This is a genomic window from Streptomyces sp. O3, from assembly GCF_054788135.1.
In genome coordinates this window covers 37,909-59,128 of sequence record NZ_JBTVYK010000004.1, presented here as the reverse complement: position 1 = coordinate 59,128, position 21,220 = coordinate 37,909, and the positions used below count along the sequence as shown (strand labels likewise).

General features: G+C 68.9%; 24 protein-coding genes. 7 read left to right on the top strand and 17 right to left on the bottom strand.

Annotation, left to right across the window (positions count from 1 at the left end):
- Window positions 1-6 precede the first annotated feature (6 nt).
- A complete protein-coding gene (locus ACX6XY_RS03660; protein WP_460326241.1) occupies window positions 7-198 on the bottom strand; it encodes a DUF397 domain-containing protein in 192 nt (63 codons plus the stop codon).
- Window positions 199-202: 4 nt separating this feature from the next.
- Window positions 203-1,084, bottom strand: a complete 882-nt coding sequence (locus ACX6XY_RS03655) for a helix-turn-helix domain-containing protein (protein ID WP_460326239.1) — start codon at window positions 1,082-1,084, stop codon at window positions 203-205.
- Between the two features lie 252 nt (window positions 1,085-1,336).
- Between ACX6XY_RS03655 and ACX6XY_RS03650 the strand changes: the two genes are divergently transcribed.
- Both ACX6XY_RS03650 and ACX6XY_RS03645 read left to right on the top strand, forming a co-directional pair.
- Entirely contained in the window at window positions 1,337-1,798 is a 462-nt protein-coding gene (locus tag ACX6XY_RS03650) for an ATP-binding protein (RefSeq protein ID WP_460326236.1), read from the top strand.
- 206 nt (window positions 1,799-2,004) lie between these two features.
- Window positions 2,005-2,838: a hypothetical protein gene (locus tag ACX6XY_RS03645; protein WP_460326234.1), complete on the top strand. Its 834-nt coding sequence runs from the start codon at window positions 2,005-2,007 to the stop codon at window positions 2,836-2,838.
- 99 nt (window positions 2,839-2,937) lie between these two features.
- Here the strand turns inward: ACX6XY_RS03645 and ACX6XY_RS03640 are convergent, their stop codons facing one another.
- The 3 genes from ACX6XY_RS03640 to pdhA are packed head-to-tail and all read right to left on the bottom strand — an operon-like array spanning window position 2,938 to window position 6,711.
- A complete protein-coding gene (locus ACX6XY_RS03640) occupies window positions 2,938-4,422 on the bottom strand; it encodes a dihydrolipoamide acetyltransferase family protein (protein ID WP_460326462.1) in 1,485 nt (494 codons plus the stop codon).
- 31 nt (window positions 4,423-4,453) lie between these two features.
- Window positions 4,454-5,434, bottom strand: coding sequence for an alpha-ketoacid dehydrogenase subunit beta (locus ACX6XY_RS03635; protein ID WP_460326232.1), 981 nt, complete (start codon window positions 5,432-5,434; stop codon window positions 4,454-4,456).
- Window positions 5,435-5,436: 2 nt separating this feature from the next.
- The gene (gene pdhA / locus ACX6XY_RS03630; protein ID WP_460326230.1) at window positions 5,437-6,711 is read right to left on the bottom strand and encodes a pyruvate dehydrogenase (acetyl-transferring) E1 component subunit alpha; all 1,275 of its coding nucleotides are present in this window, start codon (window positions 6,709-6,711) and stop codon (window positions 5,437-5,439) included.
- A 325-nt stretch (window positions 6,712-7,036) separates the two neighbouring features.
- Here pdhA and ACX6XY_RS03625 point away from each other — a divergent pair, with 325 nt between their 5' ends.
- Both ACX6XY_RS03625 and ACX6XY_RS03620 read left to right on the top strand, forming a co-directional pair.
- Window positions 7,037-7,696, top strand: coding sequence for a response regulator (locus tag ACX6XY_RS03625; protein ID WP_460326228.1), 660 nt, complete (start codon window positions 7,037-7,039; stop codon window positions 7,694-7,696).
- 226 nt (window positions 7,697-7,922) lie between these two features.
- Window positions 7,923-8,339, top strand: a complete 417-nt coding sequence (locus ACX6XY_RS03620) for a pyridoxamine 5'-phosphate oxidase family protein (protein WP_460326461.1) — start codon at window positions 7,923-7,925, stop codon at window positions 8,337-8,339.
- A gap of 58 nt (window positions 8,340-8,397) precedes the next feature.
- Here ACX6XY_RS03620 and ACX6XY_RS03615 read toward each other — a convergent pair whose 3' ends face one another.
- Window positions 8,398-10,173 (bottom strand): protein kinase domain-containing protein, encoded by a 1,776-nt coding sequence (locus ACX6XY_RS03615; RefSeq protein WP_460326226.1) that lies wholly within the window; start codon window positions 10,171-10,173, stop codon window positions 8,398-8,400.
- 356 nt (window positions 10,174-10,529) lie between these two features.
- Here ACX6XY_RS03615 and ACX6XY_RS03610 point away from each other — a divergent pair, with 356 nt between their 5' ends.
- Window positions 10,530-12,215 (top strand): protein kinase domain-containing protein, encoded by a 1,686-nt coding sequence (locus tag ACX6XY_RS03610; protein ID WP_460326225.1) that lies wholly within the window; start codon window positions 10,530-10,532, stop codon window positions 12,213-12,215.
- 192 nt (window positions 12,216-12,407) lie between these two features.
- Here ACX6XY_RS03610 and ACX6XY_RS03605 read toward each other — a convergent pair whose 3' ends face one another.
- The 9 genes from ACX6XY_RS03605 to ACX6XY_RS03565 all read right to left on the bottom strand — a co-directional run bounded on the left by ACX6XY_RS03605 (window position 12,408) and on the right by ACX6XY_RS03565 (window position 17,470).
- A complete protein-coding gene (locus tag ACX6XY_RS03605) occupies window positions 12,408-12,962 on the bottom strand; it encodes a bacterial proteasome activator family protein (RefSeq protein WP_460326224.1) in 555 nt (184 codons plus the stop codon).
- A gap of 68 nt (window positions 12,963-13,030) precedes the next feature.
- Window positions 13,031-13,534 carry a hypothetical protein gene (locus ACX6XY_RS03600; protein ID WP_460326221.1) on the bottom strand — a complete coding sequence of 168 codons (504 nt, stop codon included), beginning with the start codon at window positions 13,532-13,534 and terminating at the stop codon, window positions 13,031-13,033.
- Window positions 13,535-13,753: 219 nt separating this feature from the next.
- Window positions 13,754-14,770 (bottom strand): NAD(P)H-quinone oxidoreductase, encoded by a 1,017-nt coding sequence (locus ACX6XY_RS03595; protein ID WP_460326219.1) that lies wholly within the window; start codon window positions 14,768-14,770, stop codon window positions 13,754-13,756.
- A 76-nt stretch (window positions 14,771-14,846) separates the two neighbouring features.
- Window positions 14,847-15,599, bottom strand: a complete 753-nt coding sequence (locus ACX6XY_RS03590) for a hypothetical protein (protein ID WP_460326217.1) — start codon at window positions 15,597-15,599, stop codon at window positions 14,847-14,849.
- Between the two features lie 89 nt (window positions 15,600-15,688).
- Entirely contained in the window at window positions 15,689-15,823 is a 135-nt protein-coding gene (locus ACX6XY_RS03585) for a hypothetical protein (protein WP_460326215.1), read from the bottom strand.
- Between the two features lie 120 nt (window positions 15,824-15,943).
- Window positions 15,944-16,426, bottom strand: a complete 483-nt coding sequence (locus tag ACX6XY_RS03580) for a hypothetical protein (protein WP_460326213.1) — start codon at window positions 16,424-16,426, stop codon at window positions 15,944-15,946.
- 402 nt (window positions 16,427-16,828) lie between these two features.
- Entirely contained in the window at window positions 16,829-17,038 is a 210-nt protein-coding gene (locus ACX6XY_RS03575; RefSeq protein ID WP_460326211.1) for a hypothetical protein, read from the bottom strand.
- Window positions 17,028-17,261, bottom strand: coding sequence for a hypothetical protein (locus ACX6XY_RS03570; protein ID WP_460326209.1), 234 nt, complete (start codon window positions 17,259-17,261; stop codon window positions 17,028-17,030). The genes ACX6XY_RS03575 and ACX6XY_RS03570 overlap by 11 nt, the downstream gene beginning before the upstream one ends.
- Complete coding sequence (locus ACX6XY_RS03565) at window positions 17,258-17,470, bottom strand: hypothetical protein (RefSeq protein WP_460326207.1); 213 nt, start codon at window positions 17,468-17,470, stop codon at window positions 17,258-17,260. The genes ACX6XY_RS03570 and ACX6XY_RS03565 overlap by 4 nt, the downstream gene beginning before the upstream one ends.
- A 418-nt stretch (window positions 17,471-17,888) precedes the next feature.
- Between ACX6XY_RS03565 and ACX6XY_RS03560 the strand changes: the two genes are divergently transcribed.
- Both ACX6XY_RS03560 and ACX6XY_RS03555 read left to right on the top strand, forming a co-directional pair.
- Window positions 17,889-18,719 carry a helix-turn-helix domain-containing protein gene (locus ACX6XY_RS03560; RefSeq protein ID WP_460326205.1) on the top strand — a complete coding sequence of 277 codons (831 nt, stop codon included), beginning with the start codon at window positions 17,889-17,891 and terminating at the stop codon, window positions 18,717-18,719.
- Window positions 18,716-18,925: a DUF397 domain-containing protein gene (locus ACX6XY_RS03555; protein ID WP_460326203.1), complete on the top strand. Its 210-nt coding sequence runs from the start codon at window positions 18,716-18,718 to the stop codon at window positions 18,923-18,925. The genes ACX6XY_RS03560 and ACX6XY_RS03555 overlap by 4 nt, the downstream gene beginning before the upstream one ends.
- Window positions 18,926-19,495: 570 nt before the next feature.
- On the opposite strand, the gene ACX6XY_RS03550 is transcribed toward ACX6XY_RS03555, so the two are convergent.
- Together ACX6XY_RS03550 and ACX6XY_RS03545 are read right to left on the bottom strand one after the other, a co-directional pair.
- Window positions 19,496-19,876, bottom strand: a complete 381-nt coding sequence (locus ACX6XY_RS03550) for a hypothetical protein (protein ID WP_460326201.1) — start codon at window positions 19,874-19,876, stop codon at window positions 19,496-19,498.
- A gap of 508 nt (window positions 19,877-20,384) precedes the next feature.
- Window positions 20,385-20,621, bottom strand: coding sequence for a hypothetical protein (locus ACX6XY_RS03545; RefSeq protein ID WP_460326199.1), 237 nt, complete (start codon window positions 20,619-20,621; stop codon window positions 20,385-20,387).
- Between the last annotated feature and the right edge of the window lie 599 nt (window positions 20,622-21,220).

Genomic DNA, 21,220 nt, shown 5'->3' with positions numbered 1-21,220 from the left:
GCTCCGTCACCGGCGACGACTGAGCGCGGGCAGGTCCTCGGTGAAGGCGGACCAGGCGGTGGGAGCGAGGCGGAGTACCGGACCGTTCAGGATCTTGGAGTCCCTGACAGCCACAGTGCCAGACACATTGCGAGCGACTTCGACGCACTCGCCGTTACCTGTGCTGTAACTGGACTTCACGAACTCGTACTTGGACACCGTGCTAGATCCCCTCGATGATGCGCTCAACGAGCGAACGGGATCCCGCCTGAGCCAGGGAACTCCGGGCGACTCTGTCGAAGATGACGCCGTGGCGTGCCGAGTCCTGTTCACTCTCCAACCACAGGCTAGACGAGGGGGTGTCCAGGTGCACCACGTCGACCGCGCCGGGTTCCGCGAACGAGACGATATTGAACGCACCCGCCATCCCGGCGTGTGCGCCAGCGAGGTAGGGCAGCACCTGTACTTTCACGTTGGACAGCCTCATCAGCTCAAGCAGGTGCTTCAGTTGGTCACGCATGACTTCCCTGCCGCCGACTTCTTGACGCAAGGCAGCTTCGCTGACCACTGCCCACACCTGGATCGGTGCCTCGCCCGATAGCCTGGCCTGGCGCGTCAGCCGCGCTTCTACGAACCGTTCGATCTCGTCAGGGTCGTCCCATGCACCACACCCCACGGCCAGTGCACGCGCGTAGTCGGGCGTCTGAAACAGGCCTGGCAGTACGCTGACTTGGTAGGTCCGCACATAGGTGGCCAGGTCCTCCAAGGCCACGTACTCCGTCAGGGCGCGCAGTTCGGGGTACTGATTCCACCACCCCTTCTTCTTGCGTCGGCCACGGTCGGCTTTCGCCAAGCCCAACAGCCGGTCGATGACCTTGGGTTCATCCACTCCGTAGAGCTGGCAGAGCGCCCGGATGTCCGGGTCACGCATAGGCACCCAACCGCGCTCCATCTTCGCGACCTTCGCCACGGACGCGGCCAGCGCCTCTGCCGCCTGCGGCTGCTTCATGCCGCAGGCTTCGCGCATACGCAGCAGCTCTCCGCCCAGTCGCCGTGCCAGGACTGTCGATACCGATGTACCTCGGTCTGCCCGGTCTGAGACCACAGCGCCCCACCTTCCTCTACGTGCTGGATCAGTGTGCAGGCGTCTCGCCAGGACACACAAGCAAGTTCGAGTAGATATTTCTTGCAGCTAACTTGAATGCGATGGAGCATGAAAGCTACCGTAAGTACTCAACCGCTCGCACAGCGACACCAGTTGGCGGAAGTGCACCGCGCTGCCCTGCGCACGCGGCACCGCCACCGGCGACCCGGTGCCGTATGAGGTGAGCCGATCGCACGAGGAGGTGCGTGGTTCATGACCGCAGCGCAAGAAGGGGCCCAGCCCGACCCCGGTGGTCCCGTGCTCCGCGAGGACTGTCTCGACTACACGCCGCGCACCGGCAGCGTGCCGCTCGTACGGCGACGAATCGCGCGGCTGGTGGCCGAGTGGGGATATCCCGAAGTCGCGGGGGACGCCGCGTTGTTGGCCAGTGAGCTGGCGACCAACGCGTTGCTGCACGGGTGCCTGCGGGACCGGCTGTTCCGGGTGCGCGTCGCGGTCGCGGGCTCGGTGCTGCGGATCGAGGTGAGCGATCCGCGCGGGGAGCGGCGGCCGCAGGCTCGTACCCCGGACGGCGACGACACGTACGGACGCGGGCTGTGGGTGGTCGCGCTGGTCGCCAGTCGGTGGGGGTGCGTGCCGAGGGTCGTCGGGAAGACCGTGTTCGCCGAGCTGGAGCTCGGCCGCGCGGGCCGGAGCCCCGCCGTGCGTGCGTGAGCGCGCTGCGGCGGGGCTCCGGGCCGTCCGGGTGGCCGCGTTACGGCGTCGATCGTGGGGGGATCTGACGAAACCCGCAGCCGCTCGGCCGCGTCGAACCCACGGCACAGTGTGTGAAGCCGTCGTCGCTCCCGGAGGCCAGCATGTCAGTCAGGGCGTCGAACGCCGTCAGCCTGCTTACCGTGGCGGTCCTGTCCGCCTCGGGCATGGCCGCCGCCGTCGGCTGCGGCAGCGAACAAGCGGCGGGCGACGGCGGAACGGCGTCGAGCGACCGTGCCCAGCAGGTGGCGGCGGCTTGGGACGGATCCCCTGCCGCCAAGGCGTGGCGCTCCGGCTACCACCCCATGGCCGACGTGGTCCAGCTTCCGGAGGGCGGCCTGCGGAATGAGGCGTACACATGCGCGTACCAGACCCAGAATCTCGTCTGGCGGGGTGAGTTCCCCGCCTCCACGCCAAACGAGGGTCGGGTCGTGTGGAAGAACGGCGCTTCGCTCACGCGTCCGCTGATGGGAGCACGACAGGCGTACGATTCCGTCGCTCTCAGCCCCGGCGATGGAGAGCATCTGACGGTGACCGGTGTGCGGCTGGGGGAGATGACGCTGATCACGAGTCGGGGGTCGGCGTCGGTCCCCGCCTGGCTGTTCACGCTGGAGGGCTATGCCTCCCCTCTCAGGCGGGCGGCGGTCCTCCCGTCGAAGCTTCCGCAGTCACCGATCAAGCCCGCTGAGGCAGCCGCACAGCTGAACCCCGTCGACCGACTGGCCGAGCTGACCGGGGGCGGACGGACCGTCACGGTGTGGGCACGTCAGGGTTCCTGTGACGACGGCCCGGTGGTGGACGCGTTGGAGAACAGCGGCAGCGTGGTGCTCTCCGCTTCCGTCGAAGGGGCCAGGGGCGGCCCCTGCCCCGACAGGCTGAATCTGAAGAAGGTGACAGTACGGCTGGATCGGCCGGTCGGCGATCGCGTCCTGCTCGATGCTCACACCGGCCGTCCGCTGGCGGCGGGGCAGCCGCATATGCCCTCGCCGAGTTGGAGCTGAGGCCGGACCGTTGAGTACCTCCTGCTGGAGCTCGGCCGCGCGGGCCGGAGCCCCGCCGCGCACGCGTGAGCGCGCTGCGGCGGGGCTCCTGGCGGTGAGTTACGCCCAGGTCATCAGGCGCTTGGGGTGTTCCAGGATCGCCGCCACGTCCGCGAGGACCTTGGAGCCCAACTCGCCGTCGACCAGGCGGTGGTCGAAGGACAGGGCCAGGGTCGTCACCTGACGGGGCTTGACCTTGCCCTTGTGGACCCACGGCTGGAGCTTGATCGCGCCGACCGCCAGGATCGCCGACTCGCCGGGGTTGAGGATCGGCGTGCCGGTGTCGACGCCGAAGACGCCGACGTTGGTGATGGTGACGGTGCCGTTCTGCATCGCGGCCGGGGTGGTCTTGCCCTCGCGGGCTGTGGAGACCAGTTCGCCCAGGGCCGCTGCCAGTTGGGGCAGGGTCTTGGCGTGCGCGTCCTTGATGTTCGGGACGATCAGGCCACGGGGCGTGGCCGCCGCGATGCCCAGGTTGACGTAGTGCTTCTGGACGATCTCCTGGTTGGCCTCGTCCCAGGCCGCGTTCACGTCCGGGTTCCGCTTGATCGCGACCAGCAGGGCCTTGGCGATGAGGAGCAGCGGGTTGACCCGTACTCCCGCCATGTCCTTATCCTGCTTGAGCTGCTCGACCAGCTTCATGGTGCGGGTGACGTCGACCGTCACGAACTCCGTGACGTGCGGGGCCGTGAACGCCGAGCCGACCATCGCCGCCGCCGTGGCCTTGCGTACACCCTTGATGGGGATACGGGTCTCGCGGCCCTCCGCCGCCGCCTCGGCTCCCGCGGCCACGGCCGCGGGCTGCGGCTCCGCCTGCGGGGCGGGCGCGGACACGGGCTCGGCGGGCGCGGTCACCGGCGCGGCCGGGGCCGGTACGGCGGCCGCGGCCGCCGCGTGGACGTCCTCGCGGGTGATCGTGCCCTCGCGGCCCGTCGGGACGACCAGGGCCAGGTCGACGCCGAGATCCTTGGCCAGCTTGCGGACGGGGGGCTTGGCCAGCGGCCGTACGCCCTGAGCCGCGGCCGAACCGGCGGCGGGGCCGGAAGGGGCGACCGGCGCGCTGCCGTTCAGCTCGCCCTGGACCGCCGCGGCGGCCTGCGCCTGCGCCGCCTCCGGCTTCCGCGCGCGGCGCTTGGTCGAGCTCTGGGCCACGCCGTAGCCGACCAGGACCGGCTGGCGGCCCTCCGGCTCGGCCTCAGCCTCGGCCTCGGGCTCCGCCGTCGGAGCCGCCGGCGCCGGAGCCGCCGGAGCCTCAGCCGGAGCGGCCGCGGCGACCGGCTCAGCGGCAGGCGCGGCAGGCGCGGCAGCCGCGTCGCCCGCCCCCGGCGCCACGTTCACCGAGATGATGACCTCGCCCACGTCCACCGTCGTCCCCTCGGGGAAACGCAGCTCATGGACGACGCCGTCGAACGGGATCGGCAGCTCGACCGCCGCCTTCGCCGTCTCGACCTCGCACACCGCCTGGCCGTCGGTCACCGTGTCACCGGGCTGGACGTACCACTTGAGGATCTCGGCCTCGGTCAGGCCCTCGCCCACGTCGGGCATCTTGAATTCGCGGATCGTCACGATGCTCTCCTCAGTACGCCAGCGCGCGGTCGACGGCGTCGAGCACCCGGTCAAGTCCCGGCAGGTACTCCTCCTCCAGACGCGCGGGCGGATACGGCGCGTGGTACCCGCCGACCCGCAGCACCGGCGCCTCCAGGTGGTAGAAGCACCGCTCCGTGATGCGAGCGGCGATCTCCGCGCCGGACCCGTAGAAGACCGGCGCCTCATGCACCACCACCAGACGGCCGGTCTTCTCGACCGACGCCTGGATCGCGTCGAAGTCGATCGGCGACATCGAGCGGATGTCCACGACCTCCACCGACTTGCCCTCCTCGGCCGCCGCGGCCGCCGCCTCCAGGCAGACCTTCACCATCGGGCCGTACGCCGCCAGCGTCAGGTCCGAGCCGTCCCGCACGGTCCGCGCGGTGTGCAGCGGGCCGGGGATGGCCTGCGTGTCGACCTCGGCCTTGTCCCAGTAGCGCCGCTTCGGCTCGAAGAAGATCACCGGGTCGTCGCTCTGGATCGCCTGCTGCATCATCCAGTACGCGTCCGACGCGTTCGACGGCGAGACGCACTTCAGGCCCGCCACATGCGCGAACAGCGCCTCCGGCGACTCCGAGTGGTGCTCGACCGCGCCGATGCCGCCGCCGTACGGAATCCGGATGACGACCGGCAGCTTCACCTTGCCGAGCGCACGCGCGTGCATCTTCGCGAGCTGCGTGACGATCTGGTCGTACGCGGGGAACACGAAACCGTCGAACTGGATCTCGACCACCGGGCGGTAGCCGCGCAGCGCGAGCCCGATCGCCGTGCCGACGATGCCGGACTCGGCCAGCGGGGTGTCGATGACCCGCTCCTCGCCGAAGTCCTTCTGCAGACCGTCCGTGACCCGGAAGACACCGCCGAGCTTGCCGACGTCCTCGCCCATGATCAGGACCTTGGGGTCGGTGTCGAGGGCCTTGCGGAGGGACTCGTTCAGCGCCTTCGCGAGCGCCATCTTCTCAGCTGCCATGGTTACTCAGCCTCCTCGGCGCCGGAGTCCGCGAAGGACGCCTGGTAAGCGGCGAACTGCGCGCGCTCCTCGTCGACCAGCGCGCTCCCGTCGGCGTAGACATTCTCGAAGATCGCCATCAGGTCAGGGTCGGGCATCGCTCGAACGGCCTCCCGCACCCGCTTGCCGAGCGCCTCGCTCTCGGCGTCCAGATCCGTGAAGAAGGCCTCGTCCGCGGCCCCTTCGGACTCCAGGTAGGCCCTCAGCCGCAGAATCGGGTCCTTGGCCTCCCAGGCCTCCCGCTCCTCGTCCGCGCGGTACTTGGTCGGGTCGTCGGACGTGGTGTGCGCGCCCATCCGGTACGTGAACGCCTCGACCAGGGTCGGGCCCTCGCCCCGACGGGCCCGCTCCAGCGCGGACTTGGTGACGGCCAGACAGGCCAGTACGTCGTTGCCGTCGACCCGGACGCCCGGAAAGCCGAAGCCCTGCGCACGCTGGTAGAGCGGCACCCGCGTCTGGCGCTCGGTGGGCTCGGAGATCGCCCACTGGTTGTTCTGGCAGAAGAACACCACCGGGGCGTTGTAGACCGCGGAGAACGTGAAGGACTCGGCGACGTCACCCTGGCTTGACGCACCATCACCGAAATAGGCGATGACCGCGGAGTCCGCGCCGTCCTTGGCGACGCCCATCGCGTAGCCGGTGGCGTGCAGCGTCTGCGAACCGATGACGATGGTGTACAGGTGGAAGTTGTTGCTGTTGGGGTCCCAGCCGCCGTGGTTGACGCCGCGGAACATGCCGAGCAGATTCGCCGGGTCGACCCCGCGGCACCAGGCCACGCCGTGCTCGCGGTAGGTCGGGAAGACATAGTCGTCCTCGCGGGTGGCCCGCCCGGAGCCGATCTGCGCGGCCTCCTGGCCGAGCAGCGAGGCCCACAGGCCCAGTTCGCCCTGCCGCTGGAGCGAGGTCGCCTCGGCGTCGAAGCGGCGGGTCAGGACCATGTCCCGGTACAGGCCGCGCAGCTCTTCCGGGGTCAGGTCGATGGAGTACTCGGGGTGCTCGACGCGCTTGCCCTCGGGGGTCAGCAGCTGTACGAGCTCGGGCTGTGCGCTGTTCTCCGCCGCCTTGCTCGCCGCCGTCTTCCTGGCCGCCGTCTTCTTGGCGGTCGTCTTGGCCGCCGTCTTCTTGGCGGTCGTCTTCTCGGCGGTCGCGCGCTTGCCGCTACTGGTGCTACTGGTGCTATTGGTGCCGCCGCTACTGCTGCGGCGCGGCTTGCGCGGGGCGGTGCTCTCCACGGTCACGTGTGCTCCTCCGTCGGTCCGGTCCCCGGGATCGACCGGGAACCAGTGCGGCTCGCCTGTAATCCGTGCCCGCGCACGGGGGTGGGTGCGGCTCGGACGGGAACAGGCGTGACAGGTGTCCCGGCGAGCACCCTGCGAAAGGCACGTTACCCAGTGCATCACATATCTGCGAAACCCCATTTGACCTGCGATTTTGCTTGGATTTCCAAGTAAATCGAGAAAGTCGTGAACAGGTACTGGTCACAGCCTTGCAGGTGGCCGGAACACGGGCACGTTATCCCGGTCCCCTACGGCACGGGAAGAGCCAATGTGTGAGACTGACACTGTGCGCGAAGAGGGAAATATCACCGTATTCCTGCTGGATGACCATGAAGTGGTCCGCAGGGGCGTCCATGAAATGCTCTCCGTCGAGAACGACATCGAGGTCGTCGGAGAGGCCGGTACGGCCGCGGACGCCCTGGTCAGAATCCCCGCGGCCCGGCCTGACGTGGCCGTGCTCGACGTCCGGCTGCCGGACGGCAGCGGGGTCGAGGTGTGCCGCGAGATCCGCTCGCAGAACCCGGATATCAAGTGCCTGATGCTCACCTCGTTCGCGGACGACGAGGCCCTCTTCGACGCGATCATGGCCGGAGCGTCCGGTTATGTCCTGAAGGCCATCCGGGGGAACGAGCTGCTTTCGGCCGTACGGGACGTGGCGGCGGGCAAGTCGCTGCTCGACCCGGTGGCCACCGCTCGGGTCCTGGAACGGCTGCGGGACGGCGACCGCGGCAAGGGCGACGACCGGCTGGCCAAGCTCACCGAGCAGGAGCGCAGGATTCTCGACCTGATCGGCGAGGGGCTGACCAACCGCGCGATCGGCGAGCGGCTGCACCTCGCCGAGAAGACGATCAAGAACTATGTCTCCAGCCTGCTCGCCAAGCTGGGCATGGAGCGCCGCAGCCAGGCGGCCGCGTATGTGGCCCGGATGCAGGCGGAGCGGCACTGAGCTGGGTGCGGGCTGGGCCTGACTGGGTGCGGGCTGGACCTGGCTGGGTGCGGGCTGGACCTGGCTGGGTGCGGGCTGGACCTGGCTGAGCGTTTATGCGGGACTTACGTCCCGAGTTCTGGGGGCCAGCGGCCCTGTTACGGCGTGGTGCCGGTGGCCGACGGTGGGAGACATGTCCCCCGCCGCTGGTACGTCCACCGTCAGGCCCGTCGACCGATCCGCCGCCATGTACGCCGCAGAAGGCCGCGCGGCCGACGCGGTCGAAGCGATCGAGCTGCTCGGCCGGGTCGAGTACGGCCGCGTCGCGACGAGCATGCGGGCGCTCCCGTTCCTGGCCGTCGCCCGGCACATCGTACGGAACGGCCGGATCCTGCTCCGTATGCATCGGGGCTTCGGCTACCACCTGGCCTGCCAGGGCGGCGTCGTGGCGTACGGCGCGGACAGCCTGAACCACGACGGGGACGGGGCCTGGTCCGCGCAGTGCGTGGGGGCCTGTGAGGCCGTCGAGCCGACCACCGATGAGCTGGGGCTTCTCGGGCCCGCCCCGCGCTTCGCCGACGGCGAGGCCTTCGACCCGGTCTATCTGCGCGTCGAGCCGCAGGTCGGCACCGTGCACCGGCTGGAGGGCGGCTCCGCGCGGTAGGCGGACGGGGTCCCGGTCGGGAACGCGGTCTGGCCGCGGACGGAGTCCGGCTGGTGGGTCAGCCCCCGGTCGTGCTGTCGCCGGTGGTGCCGCCGCCGTCCTCGGAGCCGCCCGTCGTCGTATCGCCCCCGGTCGTGCTGTCGCCGGTGCCGCCGTCACCGGAGCCACCCGTCGTGGTGGTGCCGCCGTCACCGGAGCCACCCGTCGTGGTGGTGCCGCCGTCATCGGAGCCACCCGTCGTCGTATCGCCCCCGGTGGTGCCGCCCTCGGAACCGCCCGTCGTCGTATCGCCCTCGGTGGTGCCGCCCTCGGAACCGCCCGTCGTCGGCTCGGTCGGGTCGGTGGGCTCGTCCGTCGGGTCCTCGGTCGGATCCTCCGTCGGATCCTCCGTCGGGTCCTCGGTCGGGTCCATGGTCTTGGGCGGGGTCCAGCCGCCGTTGCCGCCGCCCGTCACGCTGCCGCCCGGCCTGGTCGGGTTGTGCGTGGACGGGTCGTCCGTCGGCTCCTTGGACTCCTCGTCCTTGACCTTGTCCTTGTCCTCGTCGTCCTTGGTCGGCTCGGAGGTCGTCGTCGGCGAGTTGTCGGTCTTCGCACCGCCGCCGTCACCGCCTCCGACGCCCTGCATCGCCCAGGCGACCCCGGCCACGATCGCGAGTACCGCGAGTACCGCGACGAGCCACATCTTGCCGCGGCCGCCACCGCCGCTCTGGTAGCCGCCACTCGGGTAGCCCCCGTCATAGCCGCCGTAGCCGCCGCCGTCGCCCGGCGCGTGAAGCATCGGCTGGGCCGCCGTGCCGCTGTCGCCCGCGTGGCCGGGCGCCGCGCCGCCGACGCCCATCGCCGGGGTGCCGCCGCTCTCGTGCATCTCCACCGGGCCGGTGTTCCAGGTGCCGGTGTGCCCGCCCTGCTCCTGGAGCATCTGCAACCCGTACTGGACCAGGCCGCGCATCTCCTCGGCGCTCTGGAACCGGTCGTCCGGGTCCTTGGCCAGCGAGCGCATGGCCAGGCCGTCCAGCTCCGGCGGCGCCCCGTCGGACATCTCGGACGGCGGGACCGGCATGTCCTGAACGTGCTGATAGACGACCGACAGCGGGGTCTCGCCGGTGAACGGAGGGCGCAGCGCGAGCAGCTCGTAGAGCAGGCAGCCGGTCGCGTACAGGTCGGAGCGGTGGTCGACGGCCTTGCCGAGCGCCTGCTCGGGGGACAGGTACTGCGGGGTGCCCATGACCATGCCGGTCTGGGTCATCGTGTTGGACGCGCCGTGCAGCGCGCGGGCGATGCCGAAGTCCATCACCTTGACCGCGCCGCCGTCGGTGATGATCACGTTCGCCGGCTTGATGTCGCGGTGCACGATGCCGTGCTGGTGCGAGTAGGCGAGGGCCTCCAGGACGCCGGAGACGATGATCAGCGCCTGCTCGGGGCCCGGCGCCTCGGCGTTGATCAGCAGGTCGCGGATCGTCCGGCCCTCGACCAGCTCCATCACGATGTACGGGATGGTGTTGGCCCCGATGACGTCCTCACCGGAGTCGTAGACCGCGACCACCGCGTGGTGGTTCAGGCCCGCGACCGACTGGGCCTCACGGGTGAATCTGGCCTTGGAGATCGGGTCCTCGGCGAGGTCGGTGCGCAGCAGCTTCACCGCGACCGTACGGCCGAGCCGGACGTCCTCGGCGGCGAAGACCTCGGCCATGCCGCCCCGGCCGAGTCTGCGGGTCAGCCGGTAGCGGCCGTCTCCGACCAGCCCACCGTTGCCCCACAGCTCAGGGGCGTCTGACGACCCGCCGCCGCCACTCGCCTCTGGGTCGGACGGGCCCTGGGCGCGCTGCTGGTCCATCGGTCCTCGCCGTCGTTTCCTGTCGTAACTACTAGCGTCCGGCCACGCTACAGCCTCCGCGGGGCCGGCCGGTCCGAGGCGGACCGGCCATCAAACCCGTTACCAGGGGTTACCAGCAAATCGGGTGCCGAGCGCGTAACGCTTCCGAGACGCTTGTTGCGCGTACGGTCACGGAACGGGCACCTGGCTTGACGTGCCGGGGCCCTCGGGCAGACTTGGCTGGGAATACTCGGGATCTACGGGTCTGGACGCACCGGATCACGGCCGCGGCGGCCCACGGCCGCACCGGACCACGACGCCGAGCCGAAGACGCCGAGACGAACCTGCATTATCGCGCCGATGGGGGACGCACAGACATGAGCAGCCAGGACGGCGGCGCACAGGGCCGCTACACGGGGCAGACGCTCGCCGGTGGCCGCTACCAGCTGCGGGACCTCCTGGGCGAAGGCGGCATGGCCTCCGTCCACCTGGCGTATGACTCGGTGCTCGACCGGCAGGTCGCCATCAAGACCCTGCACTCCGAACTCGGCCGCGAGCAGTCCTTCCGCGAGCGCTTCCGGCGCGAGGCCCAGTCCGTGGCCAAGCTCACGCACACGAACATCGTGTCGGTCTTCGACACCGGCGAGGAAGCCCTCGACGGCGCGACCATGCCGTACATCGTCATGGAGTACGTCGAGGGCCAGCCGCTCGGCTCCGTCCTGGACCGGGACGTCCAGCAGTACGGCGCGATGCCCAGCGACAAGGCGCTCAAGGTCACCGCGGATGTGCTGGCGGCGCTGGAGATCAGCCACGAGATGGGCCTGGTCCACCGGGACATCAAGCCCGGCAACGTCATGATGACCAAGCGCAACGTCGTCAAGGTCATGGACTTCGGCATCGCCCGTGCGATGCAGTCGGGCGTCACCTCGATGACGCAGACCGGCATGGTGGTCGGCACCCCGCAGTACCTGTCGCCCGAGCAGGCCCTGGGCCGTGGCGTGGACGCCCGCTCCGACCTGTACTCGGTCGGCATCATGCTGTTCCAGCTGGTCACCGGGCGGCTGCCGTTCGAGGCCGACTCGCCGCTGGCCATCGCGTACGCGCACGTCCAGGAGGAGCCGGTCGCGCCGTCCTCCATCAACCGCTCGCTGCCGCCCGCCATCGACGCGCTCGTCGCCCGCGCGCTGAAGAAGAACCCGAACGAACGCTTCCCGACCGCCGAGGCGATGCGCGACGAGTGCCTGCGCGTCGCGCAGTCCTTCCAGGCCGCCGCGCCGAGCATCGTGCCGGGCGCGCAGGGCTCCAGCGGCGCGGGCGTCGGCTCGACCGTCTTCCCGCCGCTCGACCAGACCGGCCAGGCGCCGCCCACCGGGCCCGGCGGCGTCCAGACCCCGTACCAGCCGAGCCCGTACGGCGGCGCCCCCACCCCGGCGCCCTCGCAGGGCTACGGGTACCCGCAGCAGCCGGGGCCCGGCTACCAGACTCCCGCGCCGACCCCGACGCCCTACGCGGCCGCACAGCCGGGGGCCCAGACCCCGCCGCCGTACCACCACGCGCCCGCTGGGCGCGGGGGTGCCGCCGGGGGCGGGAAGAGCAGGATGCCGATGCTCGTGGGCGCGATCGTGGGTGCGATCGTGCTGGTCGGGGGCGGGATCCTGGTGGCTGACTCGCTCGGCGACGACGACGGCGGCGGCAAGAACAACAACGCCGGGGGCGGCGAGACCTCTCAGCAGACGCAGCAGCCTCAGCAGCCGAAGCCGGGGACGGGGTTCAAGGGGCCGGACAAGGCCCGGACGATCGAGAAGACCAAGTGCTCCGAGCCGGACGTGGGGCAGCACGACGCGGACAAGATCAAGATGCCCAACTTCCGGCTGAAGTACATCGAGTCGGTCAAGGAGTGCATCCAGGCGGGCAAGGGGACCTGGAACTACAACGAGACGGAGAAGGACGAGAACACCTACGGCCAGGGCACCGTGATGGAGCAGTACCCGGTCCCCGGAACCGACGTCGATCCCGACAACCTGCGGATCACCCTCACCGTCTCGACCGGCGAGCCCGAGTAACGGGCGGCCACGCCGGGCGGTAGCCACGCCGGGCGATCGGCCACGCTGAGGGGCCCGACGCGGGCCACGCTGAAGGGCCCGGCGCGCGGATGTCGTCCGCGTGCCGGGCCCCTTTCGCTTTGCGGGTGCGCTCTCTTGCCGCTTGTCAGAGGTACGGGCCCCTCCGTACGCGCCCCTCCGTACGCGCCCCTGTCAGAGGTACGGGCCCCCGGTACGGCCCGCCGAGTGGCCGTGCTCCTCGTCCTCGTCGTGGCCCACGCCGGGCGGCAGCGCGCGGCGCATCTGTTCGAGCTGGGCGCGGGCCGCCATCTGCTGGGCGAACAGCGTGGTCTGGATGCCGTGGAACAGACCCTCCAGCCAGCCGACCAGCTGGGCCTGGGCGATCCGCAGCTCGGCGTCGCTGGGCGTCGTCTCCTCCGTGAAGGGCAGCGAGAGCCGCTCCAGCTCCTCGACCAGCTCGGGGGCCAGACCGTCCTCCAGCTCCTTGACCGAGCTGTGGTGGATCTCCTTGAGCCGGACGCGGCTGGCCTCGTCCAGAGGAGCCGCGCGCACTTCCTCAAGCAGCTGCTTGATCATGCTGCCGATCCGCATGACCTTGGCCGGTTGCTCGACCATGTCGGTCACCGGAACCTCGCGGGAATCGTCGTCTCCGCCGCCACCGAGGGCCATTCCGTCCTGTCCCACGACCAGGACTTGCGGGTTCTCCTGCGACTTCTCCTGCGGCCTGTCGTTCCTCGGCATCTCCATGCCGCCATTCTCTCGCACGCCTGCATCACATCACGGTGGTGCCCCCGTTCACCGGTGATCCACCATGCTCAGCGTGCCCGGCGCATCCGCAGGGCGAGAAAGGCCAGGCCGAGGCCGATGAGCATCAGGCCGGCGCCGAGGGACAGGGCGTGCGGGGCAGGCTCCGATGCGGCGTCGGACGGCTCGGATGGCTCGTACGACTCGTACGGCGGGCGCGACGAGTTCGCCAGGTTCATCGAGGTCGTACGGGAGGGCGCGCTGGACGGGGATGCGCTAGACGGGGATGCGCTGGCGGACGGCGGCGCGGGGTCGCTGGCGTCCGGGGTCGGGAGAGCCGCCGGGCCCGTTGAGTGCGGCGAGTCGGGGCGTCCAGGCCGCTCGCGCCCCGCACCAGCGACGCTCCCGGCCAGCGACGCCTCCGGTGCGGGCGGTCCCGGAGGCTCGGCGTAGTCGGCGTAGGAGGGCGACGCAGGGCCCAGCGCCAGCAGTACGGCGAGGAACGACACGGGGACCACGGCACCCAGCGGGCGGCGGAAGAGCCGGCCACGGCATCGGCTGGAGTGGGAAGTCACGTCGATGCCCCCTCCCGTGCCGCGTCGCCGAGTCGCCGGACCTCTGAGTCGCCGGACCTCCGAGTCGCCGAGATCCGTACCGATAGCGTCACATGAGGGGGCGATTCCGGCATCTCGGTCCCCGCTGTCCCGCTCCGCAGGCGGGGCGCGGCCACCGGCTGAGCTGAGCGGCCTGCCGGGTACGTGGTCACCGGGTGCGCAAGCTGCTTGGTGAGCGAGCTACCTGGTGAGCAGCACCTTGCCGACGTGCCCGCTCGCCTCCAGTACGCGATGGGCCTCGGCCGCGTCGGGCATCAGCAGCGTACGGTCCACGACCGGGCGGACCCGGCCCGCGCCGATCAGCGGCCAGACGTGCTCCCGTACCGCCGCGACGATCGCGGCCTTCTCGTCCTCGGGGCGGCCCCGCAGCGAGGTCGCGGTGATCGCGGCCCGCTTGCCCAGCAGCGCGGCGATGTTCAGTTCGCCCTTGACGCCGCCCTGGAGGCCGATGATCGCGAGCCTGCCGTTGACGGCGAGCGCCTTCACGTTCCGGTCCAGGTACTTGGCGCCCATGATGTCGAGGATGACGTCGGCCCCCGCGCCGTCCGTGGCCTTGCGGATCTCGTCGACGAAGTCCTGTTCGCGGTAGTCGATGAGGATGTCCGCGCCGAGTTCCGCGCAGCGCGCGAGCTTCTCCGGGCCGCCCGCCGTGACCGCCACCGTGGCGCCGACGGCCTTGGCCAGCTGGATCGCCATAGTGCCGATGCCGCTCGCCCCTCCGTGCACCAACAGCGTCTCACCGGGGCGGAGGTGAGAGATGAGAAAGACGTTGGAGTTTATGCAAGTCCCCCCATGCCCCATGAAGAGGTTTGACCAGACTGTTGCCGTCACTTCGGGCAGTGCGGCAGCGTCCGCCACGCTCACCCCATCCGGCACGGGAAGCACCTGACCAGCAGGAACGGCCACTCGCTCCGCGTAGCCCCCGCCAGAGAGCAAGGCGCACACGGGTTGGCCAACTTCCCAGCCCACTGCACCCGGCCCCAGCCCCACCACGTGCCCAGAGCACTCAAGCCCCAGGTACGGGGATGCGCCGGGCGGGGGGTCGTAGAAGCCTTGCCGCTGTAGTAGATCGGCCCGGTTGACAGCACTGGCCGTCACCTCAATGAGGACTTCCCCCTGCCCCGGTACAGGGTCCGGCACGGTGGACCACGTGAGCACTTCCGGCCCACCAGGTTCGGTGATCGTGATTGCCTTCATACTTCGACGCTACACACAAGGAAGCCCCGCCCATCCGCGACGGGGGGACGCAGACGGACGGGGCGGCTTGGGGGCTCTAGTCGGCCGTGAGGTCGTTCACCTTCTCATGCAGAGCCGCTTTCATCTCCCCCATGCGTAGCGGGTCGGGGCGGGGGTGAACCCACTTGTTCCCAGGGTGCATGTCAGCGCGCATTGGTGCGGCCCTCAGAAAGGCCGTGAACGCTTCGTCAGCCCATGGGGGCACCCAAGCCCCGGAGCGGCACACGAAGACCGCCGAGAAGTCCACAGGGGGTGGCGTGCCGTCGTCAATGGACATGGCTACGTCGACTAGTGGGGACTCGTGGGGCCGGTCCATGGATTCCCGCCAGGGTGGGAAATGGACGTGTAGAGAGGCCCCGGCCCACGCGTGCGCCAACATCCAATTTTCACAGCGGATGCCATCGCCGCTGGTCTTCCAGTGCTCGAAACTCGAATGGTTCTGCCGGTATCCGGCGTCATGGTGTGCGTCGTACAGGTGGACAGATTCCCAAGCGCCGTCACCTCCGACGTTGGACGGCCACAGTTGGCCTGCCCACGCGTTGCTGTCGGCGTAGATCAGCGGAGCGCGCTCCGTGAACGTGAATCGGTCCCAGAATCCTTGCCACCCGCTCACGGTTGGCAGTGGCACACCGGCCGCCTTGAAGCGCTCCGCACGTTCGAGCCAAACCACTTCGGTGTGGTGTTCGTCTTCGGCTACGGGCCACCCGTACAGCTCTGGGTGATTTCCCTTGGGTGCCCCTGCGTCGGGGGTGGGAAAGAAAAAGTCCCAGTCAATGGCGAGCAGATGCACGGTAGGTCACCTCTCCTCGGGTAGGGGCAGCGTAGCGAGGAACGGCAATGCCCCCGGCCGAAACCGGGGGCACCGTCGGTCAGTGTCGGTCAGTGGCCGGGGGAACCGCTGCCGCCCCCGCCGTCGCCGTCCTCAATGTCCGTGTCATCGGACCCGTGGCCGCCGTCGTCGTCGCCACCACCACGCAGGGTGGCCTTTCGCTGTAGTGCTTCCTTGAGCGTCAAGGCTGTCGCCTCCTCAAGTCGTCCGCTCCGGGGACTGTCCCCGGACCGTCGTGCACTTGCTGACCCGTCCTGGCGAAGTGATCCGCCAGAGCGGGGGCTGAGGGTTTCTGGCTGGTCTTGCTAGACGCTGTGCTCACACGTGGGCAGCGGGTTACCGCCCCCGCCGTCGTCTCCGCACGTGTCGCCACAGTCCGTGTGAGCGGTCCACAGCTCGGGATCTACGGCGTACCCGGCCTCTTCGATCGCTGCGACCGTGAAGGGCAGCACTTCCGAAGCGGGCGGGTAGGTAGCGCCGCCCCACCCGTCGCATGGGTTGTGGTGGACCTTGGGCCAGCCGTACGACGCAAAGAATTGGTCGTACTGCGCCGAGTACTCAAGGAACGCATGCCATCCGGCGTCGACCGCGCGGGACATGTTGAGCGAGGGTGCCCCAGCGGGTTTCTGCGCGCACGTCGCGAGATAGGCAAGTGCCTGGTCCGTGACTCGGGCGGCCATTTCCGGTGTCAGGTTGTTTGTGCTCTGCACTCGGGCGCTCAGCCGAGTGAAGAACTCTGCCGAGATGAGCGAGCGGGCTGACACCCGCTCCATGGTCGGTGCGGTCATCTGCTGTGTTCCTCCTTGTTGGAGTGGAGCACTGCACTTGCGACCCGTCCGGCTGCCGACCGTCACGCAGACAGCCGGACGGGGGTTGAGCCCGCCCCCTGCCGGGATCATTTCGACGGTGGGGGAACCGGAAACGGAGTCTTCCGGCAGGGGGCGGAGATTAGGCGGGGGTGTTCATGCCCCGTTGGCGCTGAACGTGGAGTTGGGCAAGCGCGTGAAGCTGCCGGGCGTGCCGCTCCGTGCCGGGCCGGACAGAGACGCGAAGCGACTTCCACGCGAGCCCCGTAGGCCGGGCCAGACACACCCAGGACCCCTGTAGGCCGGTGACGCGTGCGGGCATCTCGTAGCGCCTGTCATAGACGACCATGCCAACTCTGATGTCCTGTACGCGCGTTGGGAGCTTCACCGGTGCCACTCCTTCAAAGGTCGGCAGTTGGGGCAGTCGTCCGCGTGGAACGGCGACGGAGGATGGAACGGGCCGGGCAGGAAGACCACGCCAGAGGCCACGTCCAGCGCTCCCCCGTACTGGTCCCACCAACCGGGCGGAGAGTTCTCGTACGCCGTTCCGGCGAAGGGGTCCACGTCGGTCTTCTCGACCGTCTCAGCGGTCACCGGGGGCACCTCCGCGCGCACGCTGGTTCTCCTTCTCGACCAGGGGGCGAAGGCGCTGCATGGCCGGGCTGGACGACCGGTCGTCGTGCTGGGGGCGCTTCGGCTGGTCGTCGGCCGTGCGGCTCACCGTGTCGGGGCACAACGGGTGTCCGCAGTCGCACGGCGGGAACGTCAACGCCGACCGGATCGGCGGTTCGCCGTGGGTGGGGTCATCGACGTTCACTCGTCCGCCCCCTGCCCGTCGTCCTGGTCGGCGCGGTGCGGGTGCGCCCCGATGATCCCGTTGAAGTGTCGGACCCGTTCGGCAGCTTCCTGTACCCGCGCGGCGCTGCGTCCACGGTGTGCCGCGTAGCAGACGCGGCAGTCGGGATGCGCCACGGGTTCAAGGTCCGGCATGGGGAGCGCCGGGGCCGTCGTCGTCTCGCTGGTCACCGCAACCGCCTTCGTAGTCCGGCCTCAACGTCTCGGAGGATTGCCCGCGTCGGTTTGGCGTACGGCCCCCGGTAGACACCAGGGGCGAGCGGAGCCCACTTGGAGAACCACGCTTCGTCTGGTGTGTCCTCCCAGCGCTCACGCTGAGCGGCGTCTACCTCTTCCGGGGTCAGCCGGTAGAACGCGCGTTGAGCTATGGCCGCGTCCAGCTCCGACACGTCGTCGCGCTGGGGGCGCTTCGGTAGGTCTGGCCGGGGCTGCCGGGGGGTATTGACCACGGAGGAAACCTTTGCTACTCGCGTCGCTCCTGTTGGGGCATCACCGTCTGTACCCCAAGGGTTGCGCTCCGCGCGTACGCTCGACAGGTAGGAACCTTGGACACTGCCAACTGTCCAACGATCAAAGGGGGTTCGATCAGGTGAGCGTCGAAGACGAAAGCGATGACGTGACGGACCCGTCAGCCTCGCCCCTGGTGCACTTCGGCAACGAAGTTCGCATTGAGCGAGAGCGGCTAGGCATGTCCCGCAAGGAGCTGGGCAAGGAAGCGCACTGCGGTTACTCGCTTGTGGCCAAGATCGAGAAGGGCGAGCGGGTACCGGGGTTGGAGTTCGCAGAGACATGCGACGGGGTGTTCCCGAACTCCAACGGGCGCTTCGTGCGGCTCTGGCCGTTGGCGCTTCGGTACGCCTTCCCGCCCTGGTTCCGGCATTACGTGGAGCTTGAGGCGAAGGCGACAGTGGTGCGCATGTTCCACCCAACGCTTCTGCCGGGGCTTGTGCAGACCCGCCCCTACGCCGAAGCGGTCTTGCGGACCGGTCGGCCGACCAACCTTGAAGACTTGCTTACGGCGCGGATGGAGCGGCAGCGCATCCTTACCCGCGAAGAGCAGCCCGCCCGCTTGTGGCTGGTGCTGAACGAAGCCGCCTTGCGCAACCCGGTTGGGGACGCAGAGACCATGCGCGCGCAGCTTGGCCACCTACGGGACCTAGCCGAGACCCCCCGGCACAGGGTGCAGCTCGTTCCCCGCCGCAAGGCGAACAACTTGGTAGTCAGCCCCTTCGGGCTACTCGCCTTCAAGGAAGGCGCGGACGTCGTACATGTGGACGGCTTCCCACGGGGGTACATCCTGGCTGAGGAAGCCGAAGTTGCGGCGGCACAAGACGCCTATGATCTGCTGACCGCCATGGCTGCACCGCCGGACGAGACAGCAGACATGATCAACACCATTGCGAAGGACTGTTACTCATGACCTACAACCTTCCCGAAGGCCCCGACTGGACGAGTTCGAGCTACAGCCAGAGCAACGGCGGCGAGTGCATTGAATGGGCACCCAACTACGCGCGTGCCACGGGTGAGTTCCTGGTCCGTGACAGCAAGGACCCGAACGGCCCTCACCTCTCCCTCACCGCCGAAGGCTTCGCCGGTCTGGTCACCTTCGCCAAGTCGCACGGCTGACCGGCCGACACGCACCCCCTACTGAGCCCCGCCACTCCACCCCCTTCGGAGCGGCGGGGCTCTTCGTTACCCTATGTGAGATTTGAGGCTCAGCCGGCAACCGATACTGGGGGGCGAAACGGACATGCCGGGCACCGCGGCTTTACCCTGCGTGATCAACTGGCGAACGGAAGCGGCGGCAGCACGCAGGCAAGCGCACGGGCAAGCCCGGCGTCCTTGCGCGGCTCGCTCTGGCCCTGGTCGCTGCCGTCCGGGGCGGCGGAGGCAGCCGGGGCCACGGGGGCCGCAGACGGCCGCTGACGGGCCGTTCCTGGCGGTGCCGGACGGGTGGCTACGTCAGCCGTTGCGGCACTCTCAGGGGCGGGCTCAGCGCTCGCTCTTTGGGGACTGCGGCTAGGCGTGCTCAGCGCGGACAGCAGACCGAAGACGGCAGCCGTCGCGGTGAACGCGAGTGCGGAGCGGGCGGGTTGGCGGTGGAACATGAAACCCCCTGAGTGGTGCGGTGGTGCGAGTCGGCGCTAGTTGCGTCGGCTTCTCCCGTGGTGAGTCGGTGGCGGTCGTCGGTGCCGGTCACGCTGCGAGCGCGCCGGGCTCTTCGTCGTCCTGGCGGTGGCTGTGCTGGCCGTAGTCGCACGCCGACCAGACACCCCCCGGATAGGGGAGGTACGCGCCTGTCTCCGGGCTGACGTACCACTCAGAAGACCCCACTAGGTCCCCTGAGCCGTGGTCGCGGACCAGCAGCCGGAAGCCGTCGTACTTCCCCTTCGGCAGCAAGCGCGCGGCTAGCAACCCCTGCGCCCTGAGCAGAGCCCCCGTGTCGTCGCACGTTGTGATGCGTTCCTCCCCCATCGGTTGCGGCAAGTCGGCACACGGGTGCCAAGCAAGGCGGTTGTCCCCCAGCTCTGGCACCCAGACCGACACCAGTACGTCCCCTGCACTGTGCGTAGCCATTTCGTAACCCTAGAACATACGTTCGGGAAACGGAAGCGCGTATACCGGCCGCATTGGTATGCACCAACCAACTAGACCAACCAGTCAGTCAGATGGTTGCACCGGCCCCCACCTGCAATTTTGTATTCCCCTAACGATCTTGCACCTTTGTGAATCCCGTCACGCGTGAACGATCACTCACGTTACGTAGCGTGACATGCGCATGCCCTTTGGCTCCCAACAGGCAGTGACTCACGTGAGTCACTGCCCCTGATTGCCGCGTAGCGGCTTCCTTGACCCCGTAGGGGTCGAGCCCGCGCCGAAGGCGCTTAGAGGGCTCGGGCGCGAAGCGCCATGCCCGGAGGGCATGTTTGGATTGCCCGCGCCGAAGGCGCTTGGGGGCAATCCTTCCGCTGTTGTCGCCCGTGGCCGTAGGCCACATAGGGGCGACTCAGCCCGTAGGGCTGTCGATTTCGGGCACGCGAAAAGCCCCCGTAACCAAACGGTTACGGGGGCTGATCTTTGCTTGTTACCCAATCGCGTTGAGCTTGCCGTCTCGGTATGTGTACCGCTGATGCCATATGCAGTCGTCGTAATCCCACACACGGAGTTCATAGACCGTGCCGTCGTCGAACTGGAACGCGTACCCGCGCTCTAGCCGTTCAGCCGTTTCGGCCATGTCCAGCACGCCTATAAACGCGTTGGGGTCAAGTTCTTCTTCACCCATGTGCCGGTTGTTGGTGTCGTCGCAGACTTGCAGGCGCATTACTCCGAATCCCCCTTGTGTCCTTCGTGCACGTCGGCGCTATCCGCGTTGAGCACTTCAAGAGCCCGCTTCACGCTGAGCTTGTGCTCAGAGCACTGAACCCACGGAGTCCGTGTTGTTCGGTAGAACACTGAGATTGGCCGGTCTTTGACGGCTACGACGGATATGTGTTCGTAGCTGTCGTAAGTCGGGAAAGGCCACCAACTGTCAGGAGTGCCGTCCGGGGTGCTGTGTTCCACTTTGCGGACGAAGGTGCTTCGCCCTACGTACTTCCACCCCCGCTCGGAGGTAGCGCTCTTCAGCGTCTCAGCGAGAGTCGCAAGTCTCTTGTTCACAACAAATGCCCTTCACTTCGCCCGGCAGTGTCCGGGGACGGGGACAGGGAGCTACGCGGGGACGAGTGCTCAAAGCCTCGGTGCGCCCCGAAGGGGCAGGGGCTTTGACTTTTCCCGGTGCGCGTCGAAGACGCAGGGAAAAGCGGTCTGCGCTTGCGCAGACTGAATTCCGGTGAACGCGCTGAAAGCGCCCGGAATTCACCCCGCAGAGCCCGCTAGGGCTCGTAGGGGCGGCTCACGGTCACGTGTGGCACCCTGCCCCCG